This is a genomic window from Sphingopyxis sp. BSNA05, assembly GCF_013265645.1.
In the GTDB taxonomy this organism is placed as follows: Bacteria; Pseudomonadota; Alphaproteobacteria; order Sphingomonadales; family Sphingomonadaceae; genus Parasphingorhabdus.
Genome location: NZ_PYIA01000089.1, coordinates 1 through 23,161, shown reverse-complemented (window position 1 = coordinate 23,161; position 23,161 = coordinate 1). Strand labels below are relative to the sequence as shown.

Here is a 23,161-nt window from a genome sequence, read left to right as displayed (position 1 = left end):
TGTCGAGCGAAGTCGAGACACGTTGGAATGAAATTTCTCGCGCCTGTGCCCCATATGCTTCTCGACTTCGCTCGAAGCGAACGGTTATGGGGGCCGAATGCTGCAAAGATTCAACAATATCGTAATCCTCACCGGTGCCGGTGTCAGCGCCGAGAGCGGGGTCGCCACCTTTCGCGGGCCGGATGGTCTGTGGGAGGGGCAGCGGGTCGAGGATGTGGCGACGCCCGAGGCCTTTGTCCGCGATCCCGACCTGGTGCAGAAATTCTACGACGAGCGCCGCGCCAAACTGAAGACGGTGGAGCCCAATGCGGCGCATCAGGCGCTGGCGAGGCTCGACCAGACCTGGGCGGGCGAGCTGCTGCTGGTCACGCAAAATGTAGATGACCTGCACGACCGTGCCGGATCGAAACGGCTGCTCCATATGCACGGCGAACTGAACAGCGCCTGGTGTCTGGCCTGCGATGCGCGCTCGCCGTTCGACGGGGTGATGGCTGCTGGCCCGCCCTGTCCCGAATGCGGCCAGCGGGGCAGTCTGCGCCCGGACATCGTCTGGTTCGGTGAAATGCCCTATCAGATGGAGCGGATCGAAGCGGCGCTCGCCCAGTGCGACCTGTTCGTCTCGATCGGCACCTCCGGCGCGGTCTATCCGGCCGCCGGTTTTGTCCAGACCGCCCGCTATCACGGCGCGCAAACACTGGAGATGAATCTCGATCCCTCGGAAGGCAGTTTCCATTTCCACGAAAGCCGGATGGGCAAAGCGGGCGAGCTGGTGCCCGACTGGGTAGACCAGCTCCTCTCGCACGGCCTCTGTTAAGGGCTGACGGCGCGGTGGGTGCGATAAAGGGCAGTTGCCATTGCAGCGCGGTGCAGATCAGTGTCGCGGCGCCGCCGGCCGAAGTGCTGCGCTGCAACTGCACCCTGTGCCGCAAGACCGGCTGGCGCGGTGGCTACTGGCCGCCCGAAGACGTGACTATCGCTGCCCAGCCCGACGCGATCAGCCCCTATGTCCAGGGCGACCGGACTATCACCAGCTGGATCTGCCGGCGCTGCGGCTGCTTCACCCACTGGACTCCGCTGACGGCGTCGCCCGAGCGGATGGGCGTGAACATGCGGATGTTCGAGGCAGAGGAGTGGCACCAACTGCCGGTGCGCGAAGTGGACGGGGCCAGGGGCTAGGTTGTCGCAATATTCCGGGCACCACACTTGTTTCGGATCCCGTGAACCCTGCCGCCGATCAGCATGTCCCGCTGTACCAACGCCGCATCAAGCGCGACGCGCCTATATTCTATACGTGCATCGTCACGAACAGGAAGAGGATCCACAAGGCCAGTGCCACCGTCGTCAGCCAGGTGGCCAGCACGCCCAGTTGCCGAAAGCGGGGGGAGCCACCCTTGTGATGCTGGGCCATGCCGGCGATATGGGCGACACGGCCGATCAGGAAGACCGCCGCAATGGCGGTGAGGCCTGTATGATTGGCGTTGGCGAGCTCCAGGATGCCGAGCATGATCAGGAAGACCGGCGCATGTTCCGACAGATTGGCATGGGTGCGCCGGGCGGCCAGCAGATCGGGATTGTCGCCGTCGCCAAAGCCGATCTGGGTCGCGAGGCGGACCTTGACCGTGGCATAGGCGCAGTAGATCAGCAGCAAGGCGCAAATCGCGGCGGCGAGGCCGGTTACCGGTAATGTCATGATATTCCTCCCTGTGTTTTTGCATCTTAGGCGGTTTTGGGCAAAGCGCAAATTGCGGGAGCGGGGAAACTTATACTGCCGTCATCTATGCAGCCTGTTTTCCTGTTCATGCGCCGGTGCGCCAACGCCGACTTTGGCGAGCAGGCAGAAAAGCAATCCGCCGAGCGATAATATAGCCACCGCATAATAGGCAGCGGCGTAACCGCTGGCTTCGATGAGCCATCCGAAGCTGCCCGACATGGCCGAGCGGGCGAGGTTCGGGACTGCCATAAACAGTGCAAACAAGCTCGCGGCTATCGCAGGATCGCAAAGACGCATAGCCCACACGATGAGGGCTATGGTCAGAAAAAGACTGGCGAAATATTGAACCGCAAAGATAGCTGCAAAGATCGTGCTGCTTTCCCAGTTTCCCAAAGTAGCGCCACCGACGATTGCTGCAATGGCAAGGATAAGAAAAACACTGATATGGTCATGCGCAGGCCCGCCCAGCGGACAATCAATGCTGGCATCGTGGCACCCGCAATCGCCGCAAAAAGCCCGACAATACTCGCAAAGCTGCTATAGTCGTCGCTCCCCCACCCCAACTGCTGGACTGCAAGTATAGGCGCGACGGAATCTGTGAACGCGTAGGTCGCTGTGGCCAATCCCATTCCTGTCAGGAACAGCAGTATTTTTGAGGAAAGCAGCGATCGAAAAATCCCCCTCAATATGGGAAGCCAGGCGGTATGCTGGCGCGCGGCGCATTCCGCTGATGGCTGGCCGCTCGTCCAAGGAAAAAGCCGCTCGTCGGGGCGTTCGCGGAACAGGGAAATGAACAGCGATGCGATGGCGACAAAAGCGCCAAACAACAATGCCATTGTGGAAATCTTGTCATTCGCCAACAATTGCCCGGCAATAAACCCGGACGCAGAAATGCCCAATGTCTGAGAACCAAACATAATTCCGTTAATGGTGGTTCGCTCTTCTTCGGGCACCAGATCAACCGCCATGCCATCGACCGCGACATCGTTGAAGGTTGCGCAGAGATTGAGGGTGAAACAAAAGCCCGTGAGTATGATGATCTGACCGGCTGAAGGGGCAGCGATCGCCAGGCCAAACAAAGTCAGCATCATCATCGCCTGAGCGACCAGAATCCAAGAACGACGCCTGCCCATTGGTCGATAGGTAAAGCGGTCCATCAACAGACCGTTGAAAAGCTTCAGTGACCAGGGCAGCATTGCCGTTCCGACGAAAGCGCCAACTTCGATAGGTGAGGCACCACGCGCGGCGAGCCATGCAGGAATGGCGATCAGGCTGAGGCCTGCAACGATTCCCTGCATGAAATATAGCAATATGATGGCGGTCGATCGCAAATATCTGTTTTCGGACATTGCCGGGATTGCGGTTTTGGCGACATTTGGGATCGCAACTTGGGATGTAAATTGGGTCAACGGCTTTTCTCCCGGTTCGGTATGAGGGCACCCGAGTTTTTTGTTCAGTCATAAAAACACCGTTCCTCGACGATCTTGCTGTCGCGGACGGTGTAGATGGCGATCTCGGAAAAGGGTGCGCACTCTCCGGTTGCTCGGCGCCTGATCAGCATATCGATAAACAGGGCAAAGCGGTTCCCTGTGATGAACGGGCTATCCATGCTGAGTTCTTCCATCGCGCTGTGGCTCAGCCAACTGGTCAGCTTGTGATGAGCTGCATCGAACCCCGCGGTTCTCGCCGGACCAGCGCCGAAAAATCACGTGCGAGATCATGGACACCGCTGATATCGTCCGGTTCCTGTGTTCGCGATAAGAGGGAAAATCCGGCGGAAAGCGGGTCGCAATAAACTATCCGCCGGACGCAACGCCTGCGCGCGCTGTTCGATAGGCCTAAGGTCGGCCTATCGAATCTTATATTCGCGAAGCAACATGCTGCTTTTTACGGTCCGGTATTCCGCGCGATTGCCGGATTCTGCAATTTGCTGCTCAGCGGTCTTTTTGGCCCATGCATCATAAGCCGCGTCACGCCGTTCGGATTCTGCAGCATCGGGCAAGCTGGAAAAATTCTCATGATATAGATATTGGGTTCACCGTCACGAGGGTGAGCGTTGACGTAGATTTTATAATCGTTGAGCCAGCCTTGAGATTTGGCGAACTCAGCATTTTTCTTCCATTCTGTGGCGAGCCATTGCGCGTATTTATAAACCCCACCATCTTTGACATATATGCCACTGACTTCGGAAAATTCTCCGGCGACCAACGGGAATTCCTGCGCCGTTGCGACCATTGGCAGGGCCATCGGAGTTGTCACCAGCATCGCAGTCGCGATCATCATCTTCTTGGTCAGTTTCATCACCATTCTCCTGTTTTGGTTTGATTGAAACTACAGGCAAAGCTATCCCATTGACGGCAGCCGAGGTTTTCCGGGCCAGTTCAAATAGTCTAACTTGTGTGCAATTTCAGTGCGGTGTTGATGGGCTAGGATGTAACATCCGGTCAACGGCACTACCGTCAAAAAAGCGTCAATAATGGCTTAGATTATGGTTGAAGGCTCCGGCAGCAAATCTGGCCAGCCATATTTTTCCCATGCTGCAACCATCCCGATCCGTTCGACGAAATCCATGAAATCGGGATGCAGTCGGACCCGGTTTATGGGCTCCGCATTGGTCCAGAGCGACATGAAGGCGAAAAATTGGCGGTGGTAATCTGTGTGCCGAGAGTTTTGAAAACCAACGGCGCCTCGCCCATCCAAATGGCGGGGAGAACGATCGTCGAGTCACAGGGATCGTGCAGGGTGGCGTGGAGCATCTCCAACACCATGCAATAATTTTGCGGTCTTGGTCTTTCCCGCTCCAAAGCCCCTTCGCAGCCATCAACCAATAGGCATCCATAGCATCGGGGTTGAGCGGCGCACTGCCAGCTGGCGGGTATATCACGGTGTTCATCAGCTTCTTTGTTAGCTGATAGGTTTCGATCGCAGCCTCTCTGTCGCCCGATACCGCCAATGCTGCCGCGAGCCACAGAGATGGAAACCCCAGGTCCACCATCCTCTGTCCCGCTTCTACAGCTGCCTCGATATTGCCGAGATTGAGATGCACACCGGAAAGTATGGCGTAATTCCGCCCATTCACCGGATCCTGATCTATGCTGGCTTCAATATAGGGCAAGGCGTCCCGGGAACGCCCACAATAGAGCAGAAAGGAGCCAACCCGGTTCAAAACATCGGGATTATTGGGTTCCAGTCGATAGGCTTCAAATGCCAGATCCAGTGCCCCGATAATGTCATTTTGCGTCCATGCGTAAAAGGCGAGTACGATACGGGCATGTGCCTGTTGCGGCGATAGACAGAGAGCTTTTTTCGCATATCCCGCTGCCTTTTCGCATCGCTCCAATCTGTCCAGACAGGGAGTGAAGACGGTCATGTTGATTTCCGCTTCAGCCAGAGCGGTCCAGCATTCCGCGAATTCGGGGTCGATCTCCAGTGCCTTTTCCAGGAGTTCGATGGCCGACGGCAGCACTCCATCACCGATAGCCCTGATAGTTAGCGCCCGGCCTTGCAGGTAAAGCCCATAAGCTTTCCTATCGCTGGTCAGCTTGCGGGGTTGGGATGCATGTTCTGTCAATTTCAGCGCATCACTCAGCCCGTTTGTTATGGCCTGTACAACCTCGGCCCGTGCGGCGAACATGTCGTCCAGACTTCCATCATAGCAGTAGGCCCATGATTCAAAACCGCTCTCCGCGTCAACCAGGCTAACCGCAACACGAACCTGTTCTCCCTGACGGTAAACCGTACCTTCCAAAAGATGTGATACGTTAAGGGTATCTGCAATCTTTGATGGTGGTTTGTCAGAATCTTTAAATTGGAAGGATGACGTCCGACCAGCAATAAGAAGCTGTGGCACCTGCCCGAGACTTGTGATCAGTTCGTCGACGACACCATCGGCAAAAATCCGTGATCGGCAGGATCGGCGATTGATTTGAACGGAAGCACTGCAATCCTGACTTTGCCTTGTTTCCTGTCCGCTATGGTTTGGGCGGGGGGATGTCGCACCGACCAAAGACTGGATAATCTGGCATGTTCAGAAAGATTATCACCTTTTCCAATGCTGATAGCGCGACAGAGACCGCGCTTTCCAGGCGCTGTTCCGCTTGCTGGCGATGCACGGAAAGCCAATCGTCAAATGCCTCGCCGTAATTCATCTGATCCAGTAAAGGTATGGCACCGATGGAAACCAGCCTTTCGGTTGCTTCAAGATATTTACCTTCCGTGAGCAAATCATGCAGATCAGACAGGTCTGTTCTGACGGCACCTGCTTTCAAGCCAATACGGGATCGTGAAATGTCCAAAAGGTCGCAATCCGCCGCCGCGAGTAATTTCCCCAGATCTGACAAACATTGCCGCAAACTGGCTTTTGCCTGTGCTTCAAACCGGCCGGGCCATAAAAGCCTGCTCAAATGATCGCGATCAATAGGCTCATCCGGTGCCAAACATAACATTGCCAGCATAGCGCGTGCGCGACGATTTGAGATAAGCACTTCCGCGCCGTCTTTCATGATAAGCTGGAATGGCCCAAAAAGCGCTGCCTGTGCACACCCGCTGGATTCAGTGAGATTATCTTGCTGCTCTGAAGAATCCAAAAAGGCCGCCCCCAACCACCATAGGGAAACATAATGCAAATTGACGTCGGCGCAATCGATTAATCGGCGGGAGCCTTGACCCACGATGACGGGCTTGTTTCCATGTCCGCTTTTGTGTTCCGGCAGATTTTTACCGCAGCGATCCGAAATATCCGCGATGGGTGGTGGTTTCCGGACCTCTGCTATTTTCGGTCACCTCCCCGAAGCGTTTTGTGCATAAACGGCTGAGAAGCGATCCTTCTCACTCGACCCTTCGCGCGACCAATATCCCCCCTGTTTGCAATATTCCCTTACGGACGAATTTCAGGTTGGTATATCGTGGGCACAGGACCTTGTGTGTCCGGTTTCAGGGAAGCGGCGCGGGCTCGATAGACGGTTACAGATCACCCTCAGACAAGGTTTTGCGTCATTCAAGTTGGTGGCGGCGTGCCACAGCTTTTGCAATGCGGGTCCTTGGGCAGGTTGATGCTGCGCATGGAGGGCGCGAGGCCGTCGAAAAGCTGGAGTTTTCCGGCGGGGTCCTGGCCGAAGCCGGTGACCACGCGGATCGCTTCCATCGCCGCGAAGCTGCCCATCAGGCCGACCATTGCGCCGAGAACGCCAACTTCGCTGCAATTGTCGCAATCTTCGGGGTCGAGCGCGTCGCCGACGAAACAGCGGTAGCAGGGCTTGTCTTCCTCCCAGCCGCGGAACGTGCCGAGCTGTCCCTGGAACTGGCCGATCGCCGCGGAAACCAGCGGGATGCGGTGGGTGACGGACAGATCGGAGACGAGCAGGCGGGTCTGGTAATTGTCCGTGCCGTCGATAATCGCGTCGAAAGGGGCAAAAAATGCTGCGGCGTCCTCTGCGAAATGCTGCGCGGTAAGCCTTTGATTTATTGGAAAAACACTGACGTCCGGGTTGATGCGCTGCGCAGCAACTTCGGCAACTTCAACTTTTGCTTTTCCGACATCATTTTCGGTAAACAATACCTGCCGCTGCAGGTTCGATAGCGACACGATATCATCGTCAAAAATGGTCAGCGCGCCGATCCCCGCGGCCGCCAGATATTGAATGGCCGGGCAACCGATGCCGCCCGCTCCGACGATCAGAATATGCGCGTCGAGAATCTTCTTCTGCCCCGCCCCGCCAATATCCCTGAGCACAATATGGCGGGCATAGCGGTCGAGCTGTTCGTCCGTAAGGTCCAATAGCCTACCAGTAGAATTTCAGGACGCTACGGCGCCAGGCGGGCTTCCGGTCTGGTGTCGATTCCATGTTATTCTTGCCCACCCGGGCAAAATAGCGGGCGACATATTCCTCCAGCGCCGGACACTGGATGGAAATCGGCGTCACCTGGCGAAGGCTCCTCTTGCCATCCACCAAAAGCAGGACCTCGACGAAATAATTTTCTCCACCGAACAGTTTTTCTGTCGGTGTACAATCCGCTGCCAGTTTTTTCGCGTTCAGCGATTCCTTGTAGCTATATTCCGGCTTTCGTCTGAATTCCGCTACCGGCACGGCGCGTAAATCGTCGGGTACCGGCGGGATTCCTGTACTGGTGACCGAACCGGTCTGCAGTGCTGCTGCGAGAATTAGAGTTGAAATACCCATTTTCTACACTCCCGTTGATCCAAAACCACCTTCTCCTCGCGCAGTCTCGTCGAGTCGGTCAACCTCTTTGAGAATGCCGCGCTGGACAGGTGCCACGACAATCTGGGCGATCCGGTCGCCGCGCTGGACAACGAAGTCCTCCTCGCCGTGGTTGATCAGGATCACTTTCAGCTCGCCGCGATAGTCGCTGTCGATCGTGCCCGGGGTGTTGGGAATGCTGACCCCTTTTTTAGCGCCAGTCCGGAACGGGGCCGGACCTGGATTTCATAGCCGTGAGGAATGGCAAAGGCGAAGCCCGACCCGATAAGGCCCCGCCCGGCCGGCGCGATCGTGAGATCTTCCGCTGCCCTAATATCCATTCCGGCCGAGCCACTGGTTTCATAGGACGGCAAAGGAAGGTCGCCAGCGTGGTCCAGACGCTTGACGGCAATATCGACGGGTTCGAACATCAGGCGAGTTCCTCACTGATTTTGGCTATGAGACGCCGGGCCACTTCCGGCTTCGGCAGGCGTTCCCAGATTTCGGCGCCGGACCGGGTGATGATATGGACACTGTTGTCCGCACCGCCCATCACGTCGCCGGACACATCATTAGCGACAATCCAGTCGCAGCCCTTCTTTGCCAGTTTCGCTTCCGCGTGGGATACGATATTCTCGGTTTCGGCGGCAAAGCCGATAAGCAGGCCTGGGCGTTTTTCATGCTGCGCGAGACCCGCCAATATATCGGGATTTTCGGTCAGTTTGAGCGGTGCGGGCGCAGCCCCTTTTTCTTGATCTTCTGCCCGGACCGGCTGTCGGCGCGCCAGTCGGCGACGGCGGCGACCATGATCGCGACATCGGCGGGCAGGGCGTCCTGAACGGCCCGTTCCATTTCAAGCGCGGTTTCGACATCGACGCGCATGACGCCCGCAGGTGTGGTGAGATGCACCGGACCCGCAACCAATGTTACCTGCGCTCCGGCTTCGGCGGCCGCGGCGGCAATGGCAAAGCCCTGACGCCCGGAAGAGCGGTTGGCGATATAGCGGACCGGATCGATCGGCTCATGGGTCGGGCCGGCCGTGATCAGCACATGCTTGCCGCGCAGTGGGCGGTGCCGGTCGGGGGCAAAGGCAGGCTGGCCGTCGAGCGGATTGTGCCCGAGCTCGGACGACAGCGTACCGGTTGCCGACGGAGATGATGATCCCAGCATCGCGCTGATTTCCGCCATGATTGTTTCGGGCTCCGGCAATCGTCCGGGACCATATTCGCCGCAGGCCATGGCGCCTTCATCCGGTTGTATCACGGTGATCCCGTCGGACCGGAGCTGCTCGATGTTGCGCTGGGTCGCTGCATGTTGCCACATTCGCACATTCATTGCCGGGACTGCCATCACCGGTGTATCGGTCGCCAGCAACAAGGTCGTCGCCAGATCATCGGCGACCCCACCCGCCATTTTGGCCAGCAGATTGGCCGTGGCCGGACAGACGACGACAAGATCGGCTTCACGGCTGAGCTGGATATGACCCATTTCCGCTTCGTCCTTCAGACTCCACAGGGTCGTGTGCACTTCATTTTCGGAAAGCGCCGCGAGCGTCATCGGCGTGACAAATTGCGCTCCCGATTCGGTCAACACGCAGCGGACCGTCATGCCGGATTTCCTGATCAGGCGGATCAGCTCTGCTGCTTTATAGGCGGCAATGCCGCCACCGATGATCAGGAGAATATGCTTCGTCACAAAATCACCCCCACATCCAAACGGCGCCAGCTCCCGCAGCGGCTGCTACCACTACTGTCAGAGCATAGCGCCAGAATCCGCCGCCCTGGCCTTTATTCCGCTTTTCCCAGATCAGCTCTATATCGGCAACCGGCGGTGGCGGCGGAGCGCCGCCCTGGCGGGGGAGCTGGGCATCAAGCCGGCGGACAATGTCGGGAAGCATCAACAATGTGTCGACGTCCGCATTGATCCGGTCGGCAATCGCGGCTTCGGGCCCCAGTTCGCCGCGGATCCATTCCTTCACATAGGGGCCGCTAGCATCCCACATATTGATCGTCGGGTTCAAATCGGTGGCAATGCCCTCGACCATGACCATCGTCTTTTGCAGCAGCAGCAGATGCGGCTGGGTTTCCATATCGAAATCGCGGGTGATGGCGAACAGCCCGTCGAGCATATCGCCGACCGACAGCTCGCTGACCGGTTTGCCGCGCATCGGCTCGCCGACCGCGCGCAAGGCCGTGGCGAAATCCTCCATACTGTGATGGTCGGGGACATATTGCGCCTCGAAATGGATTTCGGCGACGCGTTTGTAATTGCCGGTGGTCAGGCCGTAGAGGATTTCTGCCAGCCAGAAGCGGGCTTTCCGGTTGATTCGCCCCATGATGCCGAAATCGATGGCGACAATCGTGCCGTCCGCTTTCACAAACAGATTGCCCTGGTGCATGTCGGCATGGAAATAGCCGGCCTCGATTGCCTGTTTCAGGAATGTGTGGACGAGCCGGCTGGCGATTGCGTCGAGATCATGACCCGCCGCTATCAGTCCTTCGCGGTCGGATATTTTTACTCCGTCGACCCAGTCAAGGGTCAGCACGCGACCTGACGTCCGGTCCCAGTCGATGGCCGGTATCTCATATTGATCGACCTGCGCCATATGTTCGGCCAGTTCCGATGCGCTGGCGGCCTCGCGCCGCAGGTCGAGTTCACGCATTGTCCAGCGCCGGAAATTGGCGATGACCAGTTGCGGTCGCAGGCGCTTGGCTTCACCGCCCAAAGCCTCGAGATGCGCCGCGGCCCATTCGTAGGTCTCAATATCCTGGGAGAATTTCTTGATGATGCCGGGGCGCAGTACCTTGACCGCGACATCCTTGCCTTCCAGCGTCGTAGCGCGGTGCACCTGCGCTATCGAGGCGGCGCCTACAGGATCGGGATCAATATGGCTGTACAGCTCGTCGAGGGGCTTGCCGAGGCTGAGTTCAATCTCGTCGCGGATCAGGTCGAAAGAGACCGGAGGCAGGCTGTCCTGCAATTGCAGCAGATCGCGCGCCGCCGCCTCGCCGATGACATCGGGGCGGGTCGCCAGCGTCTGGCCGAGTTTAATCGCTGCCGGACCAATGGCCTGCAGGGCGGCCGAATAATTGGGTTCTTTCGGCTGGAACGTACCGATCCGGGCGATGCGAAACAGGCGGCGGACCTGCGGCGGGGTTGCCTTGTGCTTCTCGAGGTCGCGCAGCGCACCATGTTTGGCGAGCGTGCGGCCCCATTTGAGCAGGCGGAATATATGGGTGCGGGAACTGGTCATCGCTTATCCGGGTTCAGACCTTCCAGCCGCTGTGGATAGCGACCAGCCCGCCCATCATCGGTTCCACCTTGGTCTGGCTAAACCCGGCGGCTTGAATCATCGCGCGAAACTCTTCCATCGGCGGGAATTTTGCGATCGATTCGGCGAGATAGCGATAGCTGGCCTCGTCATTCGCCAGGACCTTGCCGACTTTAGGCAGGATATGGTGGGAATAGGTTTCGTAGACCTTGTCAAAACCGGGCCATCTGGTTTGGGAAAATTCCATGCAATAGAAACGTCCGCCATATTTCAGCACACGGTGGGCTTCGGCCAGAGCCTTGTCGATATGGGTGACGTTCCGGATGCCGAAGACGATCGTATAGGCATCGAAATGGGCGTCGGGGAAGTTTAGCTCCTCGGCATTTTGCTGGCTCCAGACCAGGCGCGTCTCATCCTTCTCGAGCGCCCGTTCGATCCCTTCGGCCAGCATTTCCGCGTTGATGTCGGCAACCGTGATGTCGGCACCGCTGTCGACCATGCGAAAGGCGATATCGCCGGTGCCGCCGGCCATGTCGAGAATCGTTTCGCCTGCCCGTGGCTTGACGCGGCGAACGAAGCGGTCTTTCCACAGACGATGGGTTCCCGCGCTCATCGCGTCGTTCATCACATCATAGCGGGACGCGACACTGGAAAATACCGCGCCAACCTTGCCGGTCTTTTCGCTCTCGTCGACCTCTTCATAGCCGAAGGAGACGGTTTTGCTTTCGATGGCCATTTTTTGTCCGTGCTGATTTTCTTTGAAATCCCGAGTAGACGAGCCTTGGCAGCACTGCAATCACTCTATAGCTGCCCTTTGGACCGTAACGGATAAGGACTGCGATGCCAGAACTGCCCGAAGTAGAAACAACCGTGGCTGGATTGCGCCCGGTTCTCGAGGGGCAGCGCCTCACTCTGGTGGAACCGCGCCGCGCCGATCTGCGCTGGCCCATTCCCGTCGATTTGCGGCAAAGGATGACCGGTGCGGTGGTGACCTCGCTGGGCCGGCGGGCGAAATACGGGCTGATCGAAACCGACCGGGGCGACGTGATGATCTTTCACCTCGGCATGTCGGGACGCTGGCGGATTGATCCCGAAGAGATCGAGAAACACGATCATCTGTTGCTGGAAACGGAATCCGGCCACCGGCTGACGCTCAACGATCCGCGCCGATTCGGTTCGCTGGATATCGTTCACACCGGTGATCTGGACAGTTACAAGCCTTTCGTGGCGATGGGGCCGGAACCATTGAGTGAAGATTTTACCGGCGCTTATCTCAAAGCCGCGACCAGGGATCGCAAGGCCCCGATCAAGCAATTGCTGCTAGACCAGCGCACGGTTGCGGGACTCGGCAATATCTACGTCTGCGAGGCGCTGCATATGGCGGGCATATCCCCTGGTCGAAAAGGTGCTGCGATATCGAAGCCGCGCTACGAGCGGCTCGTTGCCGCGATAAAACAGGTCCTGATCGCGGCTATTGCGGCTGGCGGATCTTCTCTGCGCGATTTCGTGCAACCGGACGGGGAACTGGGCTATTTCGCCAAGGACTGGCGGGTCTACGGCAGGGAAGGGGAGGCCTGCGAATGCGGTGCGACCGTCTTGCGTCGAGTCGATAGCGGGCGCTCGACCTTTTACTGCTCGCAATGTCAGAAATAAGCGGCTCACTAAGCTATTGACGAGAATCGGCTGTCACGCTATTGGCCGCGCTCTTGAGCCGGAAGCTATTCGAAAAGTACCGGCATTTAATTTCAGATTTTGAGGGTTTTTCATGGCTAATACGCCGCAAGCAAAAAACGTATCCGTCGCAACACGCGCCGTACCGCGATCAACAAGAATCGCCTGAGCCAGATCCGTACCAAGATCAAGGCCGTAGACGCTGCGGTTGAGGCCGGCGACAAGGACGTGGCAGCAGCGGCGCTCAAGGCCGTACAGCCTGAACTGGCGCGCGGTGTTTCCAAGGGCCTGTACCACAAGAATACGGCGTCGCGGAAGTTCAGCCGCCTGACCAAACGGGTTGCTGCGCTGCAAACCGCTTAATCAGCGCCGCAAATCGAAAAAAAGATAACCCGCCCGATTGTGGCGGGTTTTCTTTTGGGCGATCGCGGCGCTTCGATTCGCGCAGCTTCCCGATGTTGTTGCTGAAGCCAGCGAATATTCCCGTTTTCCTTGTGCTGTTGAAGGGAAACGGTTCAAGTCGGCCCAACGTGTCGATCTGTCGCCGTTCAAAGCCGGTTCAGCCCGGCTTGTCTATCCTGCGGGCCAAGATGGTGGGTAATTTTAAGGAAGAAACATGAGTAATTTCACGAAACACGTATTCAGCCGTCGGCGGCTGTCCCTGTTGGCGCCGGTAGCGCTTCTTTCTCTCGCGGCTTGTGCAACACCGTTTCGTGCCGACGTTCAGCGTTTTGTTGCGCTTCCTGACACCACGGGCCAGAGCTTTACCGTGGTTGCAGCCGATCCCGATCTTTCGGGCGGACTCGAGTTCGGTCAATATGCGATGCTGGTCGAGCAGAAAATGCTCGAGCTTGGATATCAACGCAGCGACGATCCCGCAGCGGCTGAACTGATCGTCAGCATGGACTATGATATTGACAAGGGACGCGAGAAAGTCGTTGCCGACGTCGATCCATTCTATCCTTCAGCCCGGTTCGGCGGCTATTACAGGCGTCCTGGCTACCGCTACGGTTTCCATGATCCGTTTCTCTACGGAGGCTACGGTTTCTCCGGCTATAACGGTGTCCGGAGCTTTACCGTCTATACCACGGAACTGGACATGAAGATTGACCGTGCGGTGGATGGCGAGCGCCTGTTTGAAGGCAAGGCCGAGGCGCTGTCGCGGTCGAAAAACCTGACCTATCTTGTACCCAATCTCGTCGAAGCGATGTTCACGGACTTTCCCGGCAACAACGGCGAGCAGGTACGGATTTCGATAGCCCCCGAAAATAACAGACGGAGTGCCCTCTGGCTTGAAAGCGGATCAGCTTTCAAGTTGGCGGAGCAGCATCCGGACGTCATTGTCCATTTCGCTGTCTTCGCCGCGCAGATGCTCGACCAGTTTGACCGCATGGATCACAGTGCTGTGGTCGCGGCCGCCAAATTTCCGACCGATTTCGGGATAGCTGCGCGGCGTCATTACCTTGGCGAGATACATGGCAACCTGGCGCGGACGGGCCACCGCGCGGGCGCGGCGCTTCGATGACATTTCGTTACGATCTAGCCGGTAATATTCGCAAACTGTGCGCTGGATCTCGTCGATCGTGATCCGGCGGCGACAGGCGCTCAATATGTCCGATAATTGCTCCTCGGCCAGTTCGCGGGTGATCTCGCGTCCGGTGAGCTGTGCATAAGCGAGCAACTTGTTGAGTCCGCCTTCCAGTTCGCGCAGATTGCGGCTGATTGTACGGGCGAGAAAGTCGACGACCTCCTCTGAAACATTCTGGTGGGGCATGGTTGCAAGGCGATGCTCGAGAATATCGCGGCGCAATTCGAGGCCAGCCGACTGGATGTCCGCGACCAACCCCATGGACAGCCGCGACAAGAGGCGCTGGTCGACGCCATCGAGCGCCTGCGGTGGACGATCTGCCGCGACGACAACGCGCTTGCCCTGGCTGATCAGCGAATCGACGGTGTGGAGAAATTCCTCCTGCGTGGAATTTTTGCCGACGATGAACTGGATGTCATCAATCATCAGCAGATCGGCTTCGCGCAGGGACGCCTTGAATTCCATGCCCTCGTTGCGGCGCATGGCGGAGACAAATTCGATCATGAACCGCTCGGCCGACATATAGATGATCGTCGAGGACGGAAATTCCTCGCGGAAAGCATGGCCGATGGCGTGCATCAGGTGAGTCTTGCCCTGGCCGGTCGAGGACTGGAGATAAAGTGGGCTGAACAGCGGTTTCTCTGCTGCTGCCGTGCGTTGCGCGGCATTGAGCGCCAGAACATTCGAGTGACCGGCAATAAACTGGTCAAACGTCATCCGCGGATCCAGATCAAGGCGAAATTTGCTTTCGGGAGCAGTTCTGTTGGCAGACTGTGCGGGAGCGCCACTAATGGGCGAAATCTTGGCGATTTTCGCGGTTCCTGATTGAGCCTGAAATGCCAGATCCGTGACCGCCGCGTGATGGGCCTTCCATGCCAGCAAAAGACGCTCGGCGTAACGGTCCCGGACCCAGGTGGCGGCAAATTCCGACGGGAGTTCCAGTTGCAGCAATCCGCTATCCGAATCGAACACCGAAAGTTTGATCGGCTTGATCCACTGGCCGAAAATCTGGGCACCCAGGTCCCGGCGGAGGCCGGAACAGATTTTGGCCCAGATAGATTCCAGATCATCAGAAATAACAGTGTCCCCGGCAACGGCAGTGTCTACAGACAGTCCGCTATCCCGGTTTTGTACGCTTTTACTCACGAGCATCCCCCGACCTCTTCCCCGATTGGCGCGCGATCACAACGCCGATACTTGACCGCAGATCCTGAATTCAGCAGCCTTCAATACCCCCAGCCATGGGAATGAATCGGGCGCAGACGTCCGTTGTTGAAAACACGTTTTCAACGATGATCTCAAATTTCAAATTAGGCCTCTTTGTGGCAATCGCAGCCACCAGCCGAGCCTCCTTAGTAAGCGCCTCTGCCTGAGTCGATCAAGGGCGGTGCTGTAAAAAAATGAAATATATCGATTGACAGCGACAAGCCGTGGATTTTGCTAAATATCTTTTTATGTCATTGAAATACAGGGAAAATATACTGTGGATAAGGATGTATAACTCGCGAATCGCGGAGTCAGCTAGGGTTCTGGTTAATGGCAAAATGATCATGCAAACCGCCATGTAAAATCTCCTCACCATCATCTTGTCGGCAAAGCTATGCAAATAGGCTTGCCAAAGGCGTCGTGATTTGGCAGTGGCGCTCGCCTGACCTCATCGATGCTCGATTGCATCGTGTCATGGGGGCGATTAGCTCAGTTGGTAGAGCGCTTCGTTTACACCGAAGATGTCGGCGGTTCGAGCCCGTCATCGCCCACCATCACCCCCAAATGGATCGGTGATTCCTTGCTTGGGCGAATCGCCTCAGCCAAATTCCGATATTGCAATAACGCAGGCCGCCGACAGGATGATTGCAGTCATTATCGGGAAAAGCCGCATTTTATTTTCCGGCAGCGCCTGTCCATCGAAATCCGAACGCGGTCGGTGGCCGGTGACCATCGGTCCAACCAGATTGGCTTTCAGGACGAAATGATAGACAGCGATCGCCGCGACATGCAGTCCGATCAGCACCGCCAGCAGATTGAAATTCAGTTCGTGGATCTCGGCCAACTGCCTCCCGGTATCGAACGACACCAGAACGGCAAGCGGTCCCGATTCCAGACCATCGACGTCTACGGAAAACAGTCCTGTCGCTATTTGGGTGGCAAGCGCCAGCAGCAGCGCAAAGACGCCGAATACGGCCAGCGGACTGTGCCCGAAGCTCGCGCGATATTCCCGTCTGCGCAGTTTTCCGATGTAGGATCTGAGCGATCCGATCTGTCGCACCATCGGGGCAAAACGCGCTGTCCATGTCCCGACCAGTCCCCAGATCAGCCGAAAAAGAACGAGGCCGAACATGGTCAGGCCAAGGCTTTTGTGCCAATCCATATGGCCCTCCTCTGCTGTCCACCAGAGCAGGGGAACGAGAATAACCATCAGCCAGTGCACCAGCCGGACGGCCCAGTCCCAGATCAGGATGCGCGGCGAACCCATCGTCATGACAGGCTAGTCATCCAGCCGATATTTGTCGTGACAGGCTTTGCACGTGCCGCCTGTGGTCTGGAAAGCGGCGGCAACGGCTGTGACATCGCCGCCTTGTGCGACCGTCTCGAGCTTTGCGGCTGCGTCCTGCATCGCCTTCACCTTGTCATTGAAATCCGCCTTGTCCTCCCAGATGACCGGAAGCGCTTCGGTTTCCACGCCCGAGTCGGGACCGGTTCCTTCCGGGAACCAATCGACCATGTCGGCCGCCTCTTTCGGAACGACTGCAGCGGCAGCCTGGATCTGGGCCAGATCGGGGTTGCTTGCCTTCAGCTGATCGCTGATGGCCTTGAACGCCTTGCCCATTTTCTTGAGTTGCGCCTGTCGCGCTTCGATTTGCTCTTTCACGGTGAGACCATTGGCGAGCTCGACGCCGGCGGAATCGGAAACCGGTCCGGCTTCATCATTCTGGCCACAGGCTGAAAGCAGGGTCAGTCCGGCGAAAACCGGCAGCATCATTTGAATTTTGCGACGTTTCATCTCATTCTCCAATAGGCTTGAACCATCGAAGAATAGCCGAGTTCGGTACAAATACAATCGGTTCTGCCTTTTCGCAAAGCGCTGCATCCCGTGTAGTAGCGTTTACCGCGCGGTCTGATGAAAGATGGCAGTCAGTTTTCCGCCAGCGTTTCTTCCAGCAAGGCTGCGGCCTTGGCGCCATCCCAGTCCATTGCACCTATCACTCGCCAGACTTCCTTGCCGTGCGCGTCGTAGAGAACGGTCGTCGGCATGACCCCGGTTCCGAAACCGAAACTCAGTCCGTTCTCGGGATCAATATAGGGCTCCAGTTCCTGAAAATTCCGGCGCTCGAAAAACGGGATCACTTTTTCCATGCCCCCGATGTCCTGCGACACAACCAGAAGCTCGAGCCGGTCCTTTTCGCGCGCAGCCAGATTGTCCAGCATCGGCATTTCGACAATGCACGGCCCGCACCAGGTCGCCCAGATATTTACCAGCAGCGGCTTGCCGACGAAATCGTTCAGTTGCACGGTGCTTCCATCGGGTGCCTGAAAGGAGGCATCGATCATCGCTGAGCCGCGCTGGGAAATGTCCAGCTTGCCGACCATGGCCTTGCCACGTCCAGCGGGTTTGCCCTCTTCCGTCGCTTTGGCACCAGCAAATTCTTGCCCCGGTCCGCTCGAGTCTCTATCGCAGGCCGCTAGGTTCAACACCAAGACCATGAACAGGACGGTTCGCATCACAAAAGGCACAAAAATTCCAATATCATGTGGGGTGGCAGATTTGCCGATGGCCCTTCATCAATCATGCGCGAGATAAACGCGTCCATCCCGTTCGACAAGAAATTATGGCGGCACGATATTCGCGCCAGCCTGGCGCATGTCGCCATGTTGGCGGAGCAGGGCATTGTCGAGGCCGAAGACGCGACGCAGATCATAAATGGTCTGAATCAGATCGCGCAGGAATATGAGACCGATGGGATTACCGAAGACCTTGATCTCGAAGATATCCATATGCACGTGGAAGCACGGCTCTCGGAAATTATCGGACCAGTAGCCGGCCGGCTGCACACCGCGCGGTCGCGCAATGACCAGGTGGCCACCGATTTCCGGCTCTGGGTGCGCGAAGCCATGGACATGGTCGATGATGCTCTGGGAAGCCTGCAAAAGGCTCTGGTCGATCGCGCTGAAGAACATGCCGACACGATCATGCCGGGCTTCACCCATTTGCAATCCGCCCAGCCGGTCAGCCTAGGCCATCATATGATGGCCTATTACGAGATGATCCGGCGGGACCGTTCCCGCTTTGCCGATGCGCGGAAGCGGATGAACGAATCACCACTTGGCGCCGCAGCGCTGGCTGGCACGGGTTTCCCGATTGACCGCGAAAAACTGCGTCGATGCTGGGTTTTGATGGTCCGACGGGCAACAGCCTCGATTCGGTTTCGGATCGGGATTTCGCGCTCGACTATCTGATGGCGGCAACACAATGCAGCCTGCACCTGTCACGACTGGCGGAAGAATTTGTCATCTGGGCAAGCCAGCCCTTTGGCTTCGTCAAACTGCCCGACAGTTTTTCGACCGGCTCCTCGATCATGCCGCAGAAGCGCAATCCCGATGCTGCCGAGCTGGTGCGCGGCCATTGCGGACGGATCGCCGGCGCGATGAACGCGCTGGTGATCACCATGAAGGGACTGCCGCTCGCTTATTCGAAAGATATGCAGGACGACAAGCCGCCGGTGTTCGAAGCCCATGACCTGCTCGGCCTGTCGATTGCAGCGATGACCGGGATGATCGCCGAGGTCGAATTCAGCGGCAGCCGGATGCGCGCTCTGGCGGAATCCGGTTTCTCGACCGCGACCGATTTTGCCGACTGGCTGGTCCGCGAAGCCAAGCTGCCCTTTCGGCAAGCGCATCATGTTACCGGCGCTGTCGTTTCCCTGGCGGAAGAACAGGGCTGCGGCCTTGCCGATCTTACACTTGAGCAATTCCAGGCAATCGACGACCGGATCACTGCCGACGTATTCAACGTGTTGAGCGTCGATGCCTCGGTAGCCAGCCGGTCCAGCTATGGCGGGACCGCGCCGGATCAGGTCAGGGGACAGGTTGCCAGGGCCAGAAAAGCATTGGGGCTGGAGAGCTGAAATGAACAAATTCCATTCTATCCTGCTGCTCGCCGGCGCAACGCTGGTTCTGGGGGCATGTGGCAACCGGGGCGCGCTGGAGCCGGCGAAAGGCGAGACGCTTCCTCCTCCCGTCTATGGAGAAATGGAGACACCCAGTGGCGAGGACCTGTTGGTCCCGTCGAGCCAGGCGATGCCGGAGCGCAGCGATGAATTGCTCCGCCGGTCGGAAAAACGGCAGGATGACGAATTCGATCTGCCGCCCCCCGGCTGAACCTTTTCCACACGTTTGAAAGTATAGAAAATTGGACCATTTCCAGCTCAAAAATGGGATATTGCACGCGGAAGATATTCCCTTGCCGAAAATCGCCGAGGAAGTCGGCACCCCTGTCTATGTCTATTCGCGTGCAACGCTTGAGCGGCACGCGCGCGTGTTTCGTGAAGGGTTGAAAGACGCGGGCAAAATCCATCTCGCTTTTGCCGTGAAAGCCAACCCCAATCTTGCCGTCCTTCGTATTCTTGCCAATCAGGGCTATGGCGGGGACGTGGTGTCCGGCGGGGAAATGCAGCGGGCGCTGGCCGCTGGTATGAAGGCCGAAGATATTGTTTTTCCGGTGTTGGAAAGAGCCGCGAAGAACTGACTCTGGGCTTGGACAAGGGCATTGGCCAATTCAATCTGGAATCGGAAGAGGAAGGCGTGATGCTCGCGGAAATCGCGGCTGCCGCGGGGAGAAAGCCTCGGCAACGCTGCGCGTGAACCCCGATGTCGATGCCGGCACCCATGCGAAGATCTCGACCGGCAAGAAAGAGAATAAATTCGGAGTCGGGATCGACGTCGCGCCGGATATCTACGCGCGTCTGTCCAGGCTCGAAGGGCTGAACCTGCGCGGTGTTGCCGTGCATATCGGCAGCCAGTTGCAGAGCCTCGACCCGCTAGAGAAATGCTATGCCAGAATGGGCGAGCTGGTCGCACAGCTGCGCGGGGCTGGCCATGTCATTACCCATGTCGATCTAGGCGGCGGCCTGGGCGTACCCTACAAGCCTGAAGACAATCCGCCGAGCCCCGCAGAATATGGCGCCATGGTCGCACGCGTCACCCGGGACTGGGATGTTACCCTGATGTTCGAGCCCGGCCGGGTGATCGCCGGCAACAGCGGCATCATGATCACCAAGGTCATCCGGATAAAGCCCGGCGTGAACAGCGATTTTGTCATCGTCGACGCGGCGATGAACGATCTGATGCGGCCGGCTATCTATGACGCCTGGCATGATTTTGAAGCGGTCGAACCAAGCGGCGAAACGATGGTCGCCTCGATTGTCGGCCCAATCTGCGAAAGCAGCGATATCTTTGCGAAGGAACGGGTTGTTGACCGTGTCGAGACAGATGATCTGGGGATTTTCCGGACAGCGGGCGCCTATGGCGCGACGATGGCCAATACCTATAACAGTCGGCCGCTGGTGCCGGAAGTGTTGGTCGATGGTGATCGCTATGCCGTGGTCGCCGAACGGATCGAGCCGGCGACCATAATGGCGGCGGAACATGTGCCCGACTGGCTGAAATAAGCGCCACACCGGCAAGCACCGGGATGGCCGGATAAATAGGTGAATGCGATGAACCAGTTGCCTATCTTCGTCAATTTGCAGGGTCGCAAGATCCTCCTTCTCGGCCGTGGCGAAATGGCCGACGCCAAGAAGCGTCTCTATGAACGGGCCGGCGCGACAATCACCGACGACGAAAATGCCGACGGTCTTTCGCTGGCGGTGGTGGCGCTGGAAAATGATGACGAAGCGATCGCAGCGGTCGCGCGCCTGAAAGCCAGGGGTCTGCTGGTCAACGCCGTCGATCGCTCTGCGCTGTGCGACTATACCACTCCTGCGATCATCGACCGCGATCCGGTGCTGCTTGCCATAGGCACGGGCGGTGCGTCGGCCGGATTGGCCAAGGCGCTGCGACAGCGGCTGGAGCAATTGCTGCCAGCCAGTCTGGGGACCCTGGCGCAGGGATTGCTGGCAGCGCGGGAACGGATACAGCAGACTTGGCCGGATGCAGCCGCGCGCCGCAAGGCGATTGATGCCGTGCTCGATCCCGGCGGCCCGCTCGACGTGCTCGCCGAGCATGAATTGGAAGATTTGGAAGCATGGCTTGAGCAGCCGCACGGCGGGGCCCGCTCGCAGGTCATCGATCTGGAACTGGCGAGCGCCGACCCCGATGATCTGACGTTGCGCCAGGCGCGCTGGCTGGGTCAGGCTGATCAGATATTTGCAGGTGATGACGTGCCGGAAGCGGTGCTCGCCCGCGCCCGGGCCGATGCCCAGCGTTTCGCCCTGACATTGTGGGACGAAAGCCCTATAGAGGGACTGACCCTGCGGATACGGATGAAAAGATGACCGGAATTTCCGAAATCGCCAATGCCAATATCGTCACGGTGCTGCAGACGGCCCTGGCACCCGCATTTCTGCTGGTTGGTATCGGGGCCATGCTCAACCTGTTCGCCGGGCGTCTGGCGCGGATCATCGATCGGTCGCGTGACCTGCAGGAGCTGTTCAAGTCGACCACCGGTAAGGATCATGCGCTCGTCGTTGCCGAGTTGGGCGACCTGCAGGTACGGCTCAGGGTCGTCAACAGCGCCATTTTCCTGAGCGTTGTCAGCGCGATTACAGCCTGCGCGCTGATCGGCATATTGTTCATAATGGAACTGACCGGCATCGATCTTTCGCTTGCCATCGCGAGCGCATTCGTCATTGCGATCAGCCTGCTCTCCATAGCGCTTATCCAGTTCCTGCGGGAGGTGCGGATTGGCGTTCGCGATTTCATGATCCGCGAGGAATATCTCGAAAAACCGACAGCGCGCAATGAAAAGAGGCTGCCGGTCCCTTGGGACCAACAGCCTCTGAACATGGGTCAGCGGTAGGAAGTGCCGCTGCCGGGTTGCCTGATCCTTAGACCAGAATTGCCCCCCGAACGGATTTTTCCGACCCCTGTGCTGAACCATGAGACATCGGACCACCTCCTTTCGCTTGTGAATAAAATACGAACTGTTGCATTGAAACTTCTCCGCTGTTCGACGCTGTGAATGTGAATCAACGCCTGTTTCCGAACAAGTCTTGAATTATTTTATTTTGCTGTCACAATTGCGCGTTCCGGCCTGAGATCCAGCGGTTCAGCTCCGGCAATCTTCCACCACACGACTGAACTCCGGCCATATCGGGATTGCAATGGATTGCAGGCCACTGGTTTCGACGGCAAAGCGGCCGCGGCTATAGGCAATGCGATCCATCATGATGTCGCCGGGGGAAACCGAAATGGCAGCATATGGCGGCGTACCACCACTGTTGCTGGCGGGATAGGATTGCAGACCCGCGCTGGCGCGCAGGATCATGGTCGCACCGCTGCCAACCGTTCCCGCGCGGGAGAGGAACAGCTGCCGCCGCGACCGGTCGCACCGGACTATGAAGATCGCCGATTGATCTGTTTTTCCAAACAATGCCAGCGACCCACGCGCATCTTTCCGGTAAACCCAGTCGCCGGGCGTGATCGGCCAGTCGATCCAGTTGCCCGCAGGCTGGGCCGGGGCCGGCGCTGGCCGCGCGACCGGCTTAACCGGTTGCGGCGCGGGGGCG

22 protein-coding genes, 1 tRNA gene and 7 pseudogenes are annotated in these 23,161 nt (G+C 57.9%); 11 read left to right on the top strand and 19 right to left on the bottom strand.

Annotated elements, in window-relative coordinates; translation table 11 throughout:
- Positions 1-97: 97 nt before the first annotated feature.
- Together C8024_RS10085 and C8024_RS10080 are read left to right on the top strand one after the other, a co-directional pair.
- The gene (locus C8024_RS10085) at positions 98-814 is read left to right on the top strand and encodes an NAD-dependent deacylase (protein WP_173204691.1); all 717 of its coding nucleotides are present in this window, start codon (positions 98-100) and stop codon (positions 812-814) included.
- A 14-nt stretch (positions 815-828) separates the two neighbouring features.
- Positions 829-1,176: a GFA family protein gene (locus C8024_RS10080; RefSeq protein ID WP_173204687.1), complete on the top strand. Its 348-nt coding sequence runs from the start codon at positions 829-831 to the stop codon at positions 1,174-1,176.
- A 109-nt stretch (positions 1,177-1,285) separates the two neighbouring features.
- On the opposite strand, the gene C8024_RS10075 is transcribed toward C8024_RS10080, so the two are convergent.
- The 13 genes and pseudogenes from C8024_RS10075 to C8024_RS10015 form a co-directional block, all read right to left on the bottom strand.
- Entirely contained in the window at positions 1,286-1,690 is a 405-nt protein-coding gene (locus tag C8024_RS10075) for an MAPEG family protein (protein WP_173204684.1), read from the bottom strand.
- An 81-nt stretch (positions 1,691-1,771) separates the two neighbouring features.
- Complete coding sequence (locus C8024_RS10070; RefSeq protein WP_173204681.1) at positions 1,772-1,960, bottom strand: hypothetical protein; 189 nt, start codon at positions 1,958-1,960, stop codon at positions 1,772-1,774.
- Positions 1,961-2,031: 71 nt separating this feature from the next.
- The gene (locus tag C8024_RS10065; protein WP_173204678.1) at positions 2,032-3,120 is read right to left on the bottom strand and encodes an MFS transporter; all 1,089 of its coding nucleotides are present in this window, start codon (positions 3,118-3,120) and stop codon (positions 2,032-2,034) included.
- Between the two features lie 44 nt (positions 3,121-3,164).
- Positions 3,165-3,377 (bottom strand): annotated as a pseudogene (locus tag C8024_RS10060) (SnoaL-like domain-containing protein); the annotation flags it as partial.
- A gap of 221 nt (positions 3,378-3,598) precedes the next feature.
- Entirely contained in the window at positions 3,599-4,018 is a 420-nt protein-coding gene (locus C8024_RS10055) for a hypothetical protein (RefSeq protein WP_173204673.1), read from the bottom strand.
- Positions 4,019-4,181: 163 nt separating this feature from the next.
- Complete coding sequence (locus C8024_RS10050; RefSeq protein ID WP_217272134.1) at positions 4,182-5,717, bottom strand: tetratricopeptide repeat protein; 1,536 nt, start codon at positions 5,715-5,717, stop codon at positions 4,182-4,184.
- Positions 5,683-6,381, bottom strand: coding sequence for a hypothetical protein (locus C8024_RS10045; protein WP_173204667.1), 699 nt, complete (start codon positions 6,379-6,381; stop codon positions 5,683-5,685). The genes C8024_RS10050 and C8024_RS10045 overlap by 35 nt, the downstream gene beginning before the upstream one ends.
- A 326-nt stretch (positions 6,382-6,707) precedes the next feature.
- Positions 6,708-7,487 (bottom strand): HesA/MoeB/ThiF family protein, encoded by a 780-nt coding sequence (locus C8024_RS10040; RefSeq protein WP_173204664.1) that lies wholly within the window; start codon positions 7,485-7,487, stop codon positions 6,708-6,710.
- Positions 7,488-7,491: 4 nt separating this feature from the next.
- Positions 7,492-7,890: a hypothetical protein gene (locus C8024_RS10035; protein ID WP_100093614.1), complete on the bottom strand. Its 399-nt coding sequence runs from the start codon at positions 7,888-7,890 to the stop codon at positions 7,492-7,494.
- 3 nt (positions 7,891-7,893) lie between these two features.
- Positions 7,894-8,339: pseudogene (dut, locus tag C8024_RS10030) on the bottom strand (dUTP diphosphatase).
- A pseudogene (locus C8024_RS10025) lies at positions 8,339-9,603 on the bottom strand (bifunctional phosphopantothenoylcysteine decarboxylase/phosphopantothenate synthase). The pseudogenes dut and C8024_RS10025 overlap by 1 nt, the downstream one beginning before the upstream one ends.
- Positions 9,604-9,607: 4 nt before the next feature.
- Complete coding sequence (gene ubiB / locus C8024_RS10020; RefSeq protein WP_173204661.1) at positions 9,608-11,161, bottom strand: 2-polyprenylphenol 6-hydroxylase; 1,554 nt, start codon at positions 11,159-11,161, stop codon at positions 9,608-9,610.
- Between the two features lie 13 nt (positions 11,162-11,174).
- On the bottom strand, positions 11,175-11,915 hold the full coding sequence (locus C8024_RS10015; protein WP_100093618.1) for a class I SAM-dependent methyltransferase: 741 nt from the start codon (positions 11,913-11,915) through the stop codon (positions 11,175-11,177).
- 104 nt (positions 11,916-12,019) lie between these two features.
- On the opposite strand from C8024_RS10015, the gene mutM reads away from it, so the two are divergent.
- Both mutM and rpsT read left to right on the top strand, forming a co-directional pair.
- On the top strand, positions 12,020-12,832 hold the full coding sequence (gene mutM, locus C8024_RS10010) for a bifunctional DNA-formamidopyrimidine glycosylase/DNA-(apurinic or apyrimidinic site) lyase (RefSeq protein ID WP_173204658.1): 813 nt from the start codon (positions 12,020-12,022) through the stop codon (positions 12,830-12,832).
- A 112-nt stretch (positions 12,833-12,944) separates the two neighbouring features.
- A pseudogene (gene rpsT / locus C8024_RS10005) lies at positions 12,945-13,213 on the top strand (30S ribosomal protein S20).
- On the opposite strand, the gene C8024_RS10000 reads toward rpsT, so the two are convergent.
- Positions 13,170-13,379: a hypothetical protein gene (locus tag C8024_RS10000; protein ID WP_173204634.1), complete on the bottom strand. Its 210-nt coding sequence runs from the start codon at positions 13,377-13,379 to the stop codon at positions 13,170-13,172. The pseudogene rpsT and the gene C8024_RS10000 sit on opposite strands and share 44 nt — an antisense overlap.
- 87 nt (positions 13,380-13,466) lie before the next feature.
- Between C8024_RS10000 and C8024_RS09995 the strand changes: the two are divergent.
- Positions 13,467-14,066, top strand: a pseudogene (locus tag C8024_RS09995) (DUF4136 domain-containing protein); the annotation flags it as partial.
- Positions 14,067-14,153: 87 nt separating this feature from the next.
- Here C8024_RS09995 and dnaA read toward each other — a convergent pair.
- Positions 14,154-15,590 carry a chromosomal replication initiator protein DnaA gene (gene dnaA, locus C8024_RS09990; RefSeq protein WP_173204655.1) on the bottom strand — a complete coding sequence of 479 codons (1,437 nt, stop codon included), beginning with the start codon at positions 15,588-15,590 and terminating at the stop codon, positions 14,154-14,156.
- A gap of 532 nt (positions 15,591-16,122) precedes the next feature.
- Here dnaA and C8024_RS09985 point away from each other — a divergent pair.
- A tRNA-Val gene (locus C8024_RS09985) sits at positions 16,123-16,198 on the top strand.
- A 44-nt stretch (positions 16,199-16,242) separates the two neighbouring features.
- Here the strand turns inward: C8024_RS09985 and C8024_RS09980 are convergent.
- The 3 genes from C8024_RS09980 to C8024_RS09970 all read right to left on the bottom strand — a co-directional run bounded on the left by C8024_RS09980 (position 16,243) and on the right by C8024_RS09970 (position 18,170).
- Positions 16,243-16,917, bottom strand: a complete 675-nt coding sequence (locus tag C8024_RS09980) for a cytochrome b/b6 domain-containing protein (RefSeq protein ID WP_173204652.1) — start codon at positions 16,915-16,917, stop codon at positions 16,243-16,245.
- Positions 16,918-16,923: 6 nt separating this feature from the next.
- On the bottom strand, positions 16,924-17,439 hold the full coding sequence (locus C8024_RS09975; RefSeq protein WP_173204649.1) for a cytochrome c: 516 nt from the start codon (positions 17,437-17,439) through the stop codon (positions 16,924-16,926).
- Between the two features lie 131 nt (positions 17,440-17,570).
- Positions 17,571-18,170, bottom strand: a complete 600-nt coding sequence (locus C8024_RS09970; protein ID WP_367947272.1) for a TlpA family protein disulfide reductase — start codon at positions 18,168-18,170, stop codon at positions 17,571-17,573.
- Positions 18,171-18,185: 15 nt separating this feature from the next.
- On the opposite strand from C8024_RS09970, the pseudogene argH reads away from it, so the two are divergent.
- The 5 genes and pseudogenes from argH to C8024_RS09945 all read left to right on the top strand — a co-directional run bounded on the left by argH (position 18,186) and on the right by C8024_RS09945 (position 22,452).
- A pseudogene (argH, locus tag C8024_RS09965) lies at positions 18,186-19,561 on the top strand (argininosuccinate lyase).
- Position 19,562: 1 nt separating this feature from the next.
- Positions 19,563-19,814, top strand: a complete 252-nt coding sequence (locus C8024_RS09960; protein WP_173204646.1) for a lipoprotein — start codon at positions 19,563-19,565, stop codon at positions 19,812-19,814.
- A 31-nt stretch (positions 19,815-19,845) separates the two neighbouring features.
- Positions 19,846-21,103 (top strand): annotated as a pseudogene (lysA, locus tag C8024_RS09955) (diaminopimelate decarboxylase).
- Positions 21,104-21,151: 48 nt separating this feature from the next.
- Positions 21,152-21,928, top strand: coding sequence for a bifunctional precorrin-2 dehydrogenase/sirohydrochlorin ferrochelatase (locus tag C8024_RS09950; RefSeq protein ID WP_173204643.1), 777 nt, complete (start codon positions 21,152-21,154; stop codon positions 21,926-21,928).
- A complete protein-coding gene (locus C8024_RS09945; protein WP_173204640.1) occupies positions 21,925-22,452 on the top strand; it encodes a DUF2721 domain-containing protein in 528 nt (175 codons plus the stop codon). Before C8024_RS09950 ends, C8024_RS09945 begins: the two co-directional genes overlap by 4 nt.
- A gap of 249 nt (positions 22,453-22,701) precedes the next feature.
- On the opposite strand, the gene C8024_RS09940 is transcribed toward C8024_RS09945, so the two are convergent.
- On the bottom strand, positions 22,702-23,161 hold a 460-nt coding region (locus C8024_RS09940), incomplete at its 5' end, for a hypothetical protein (RefSeq protein WP_173204637.1).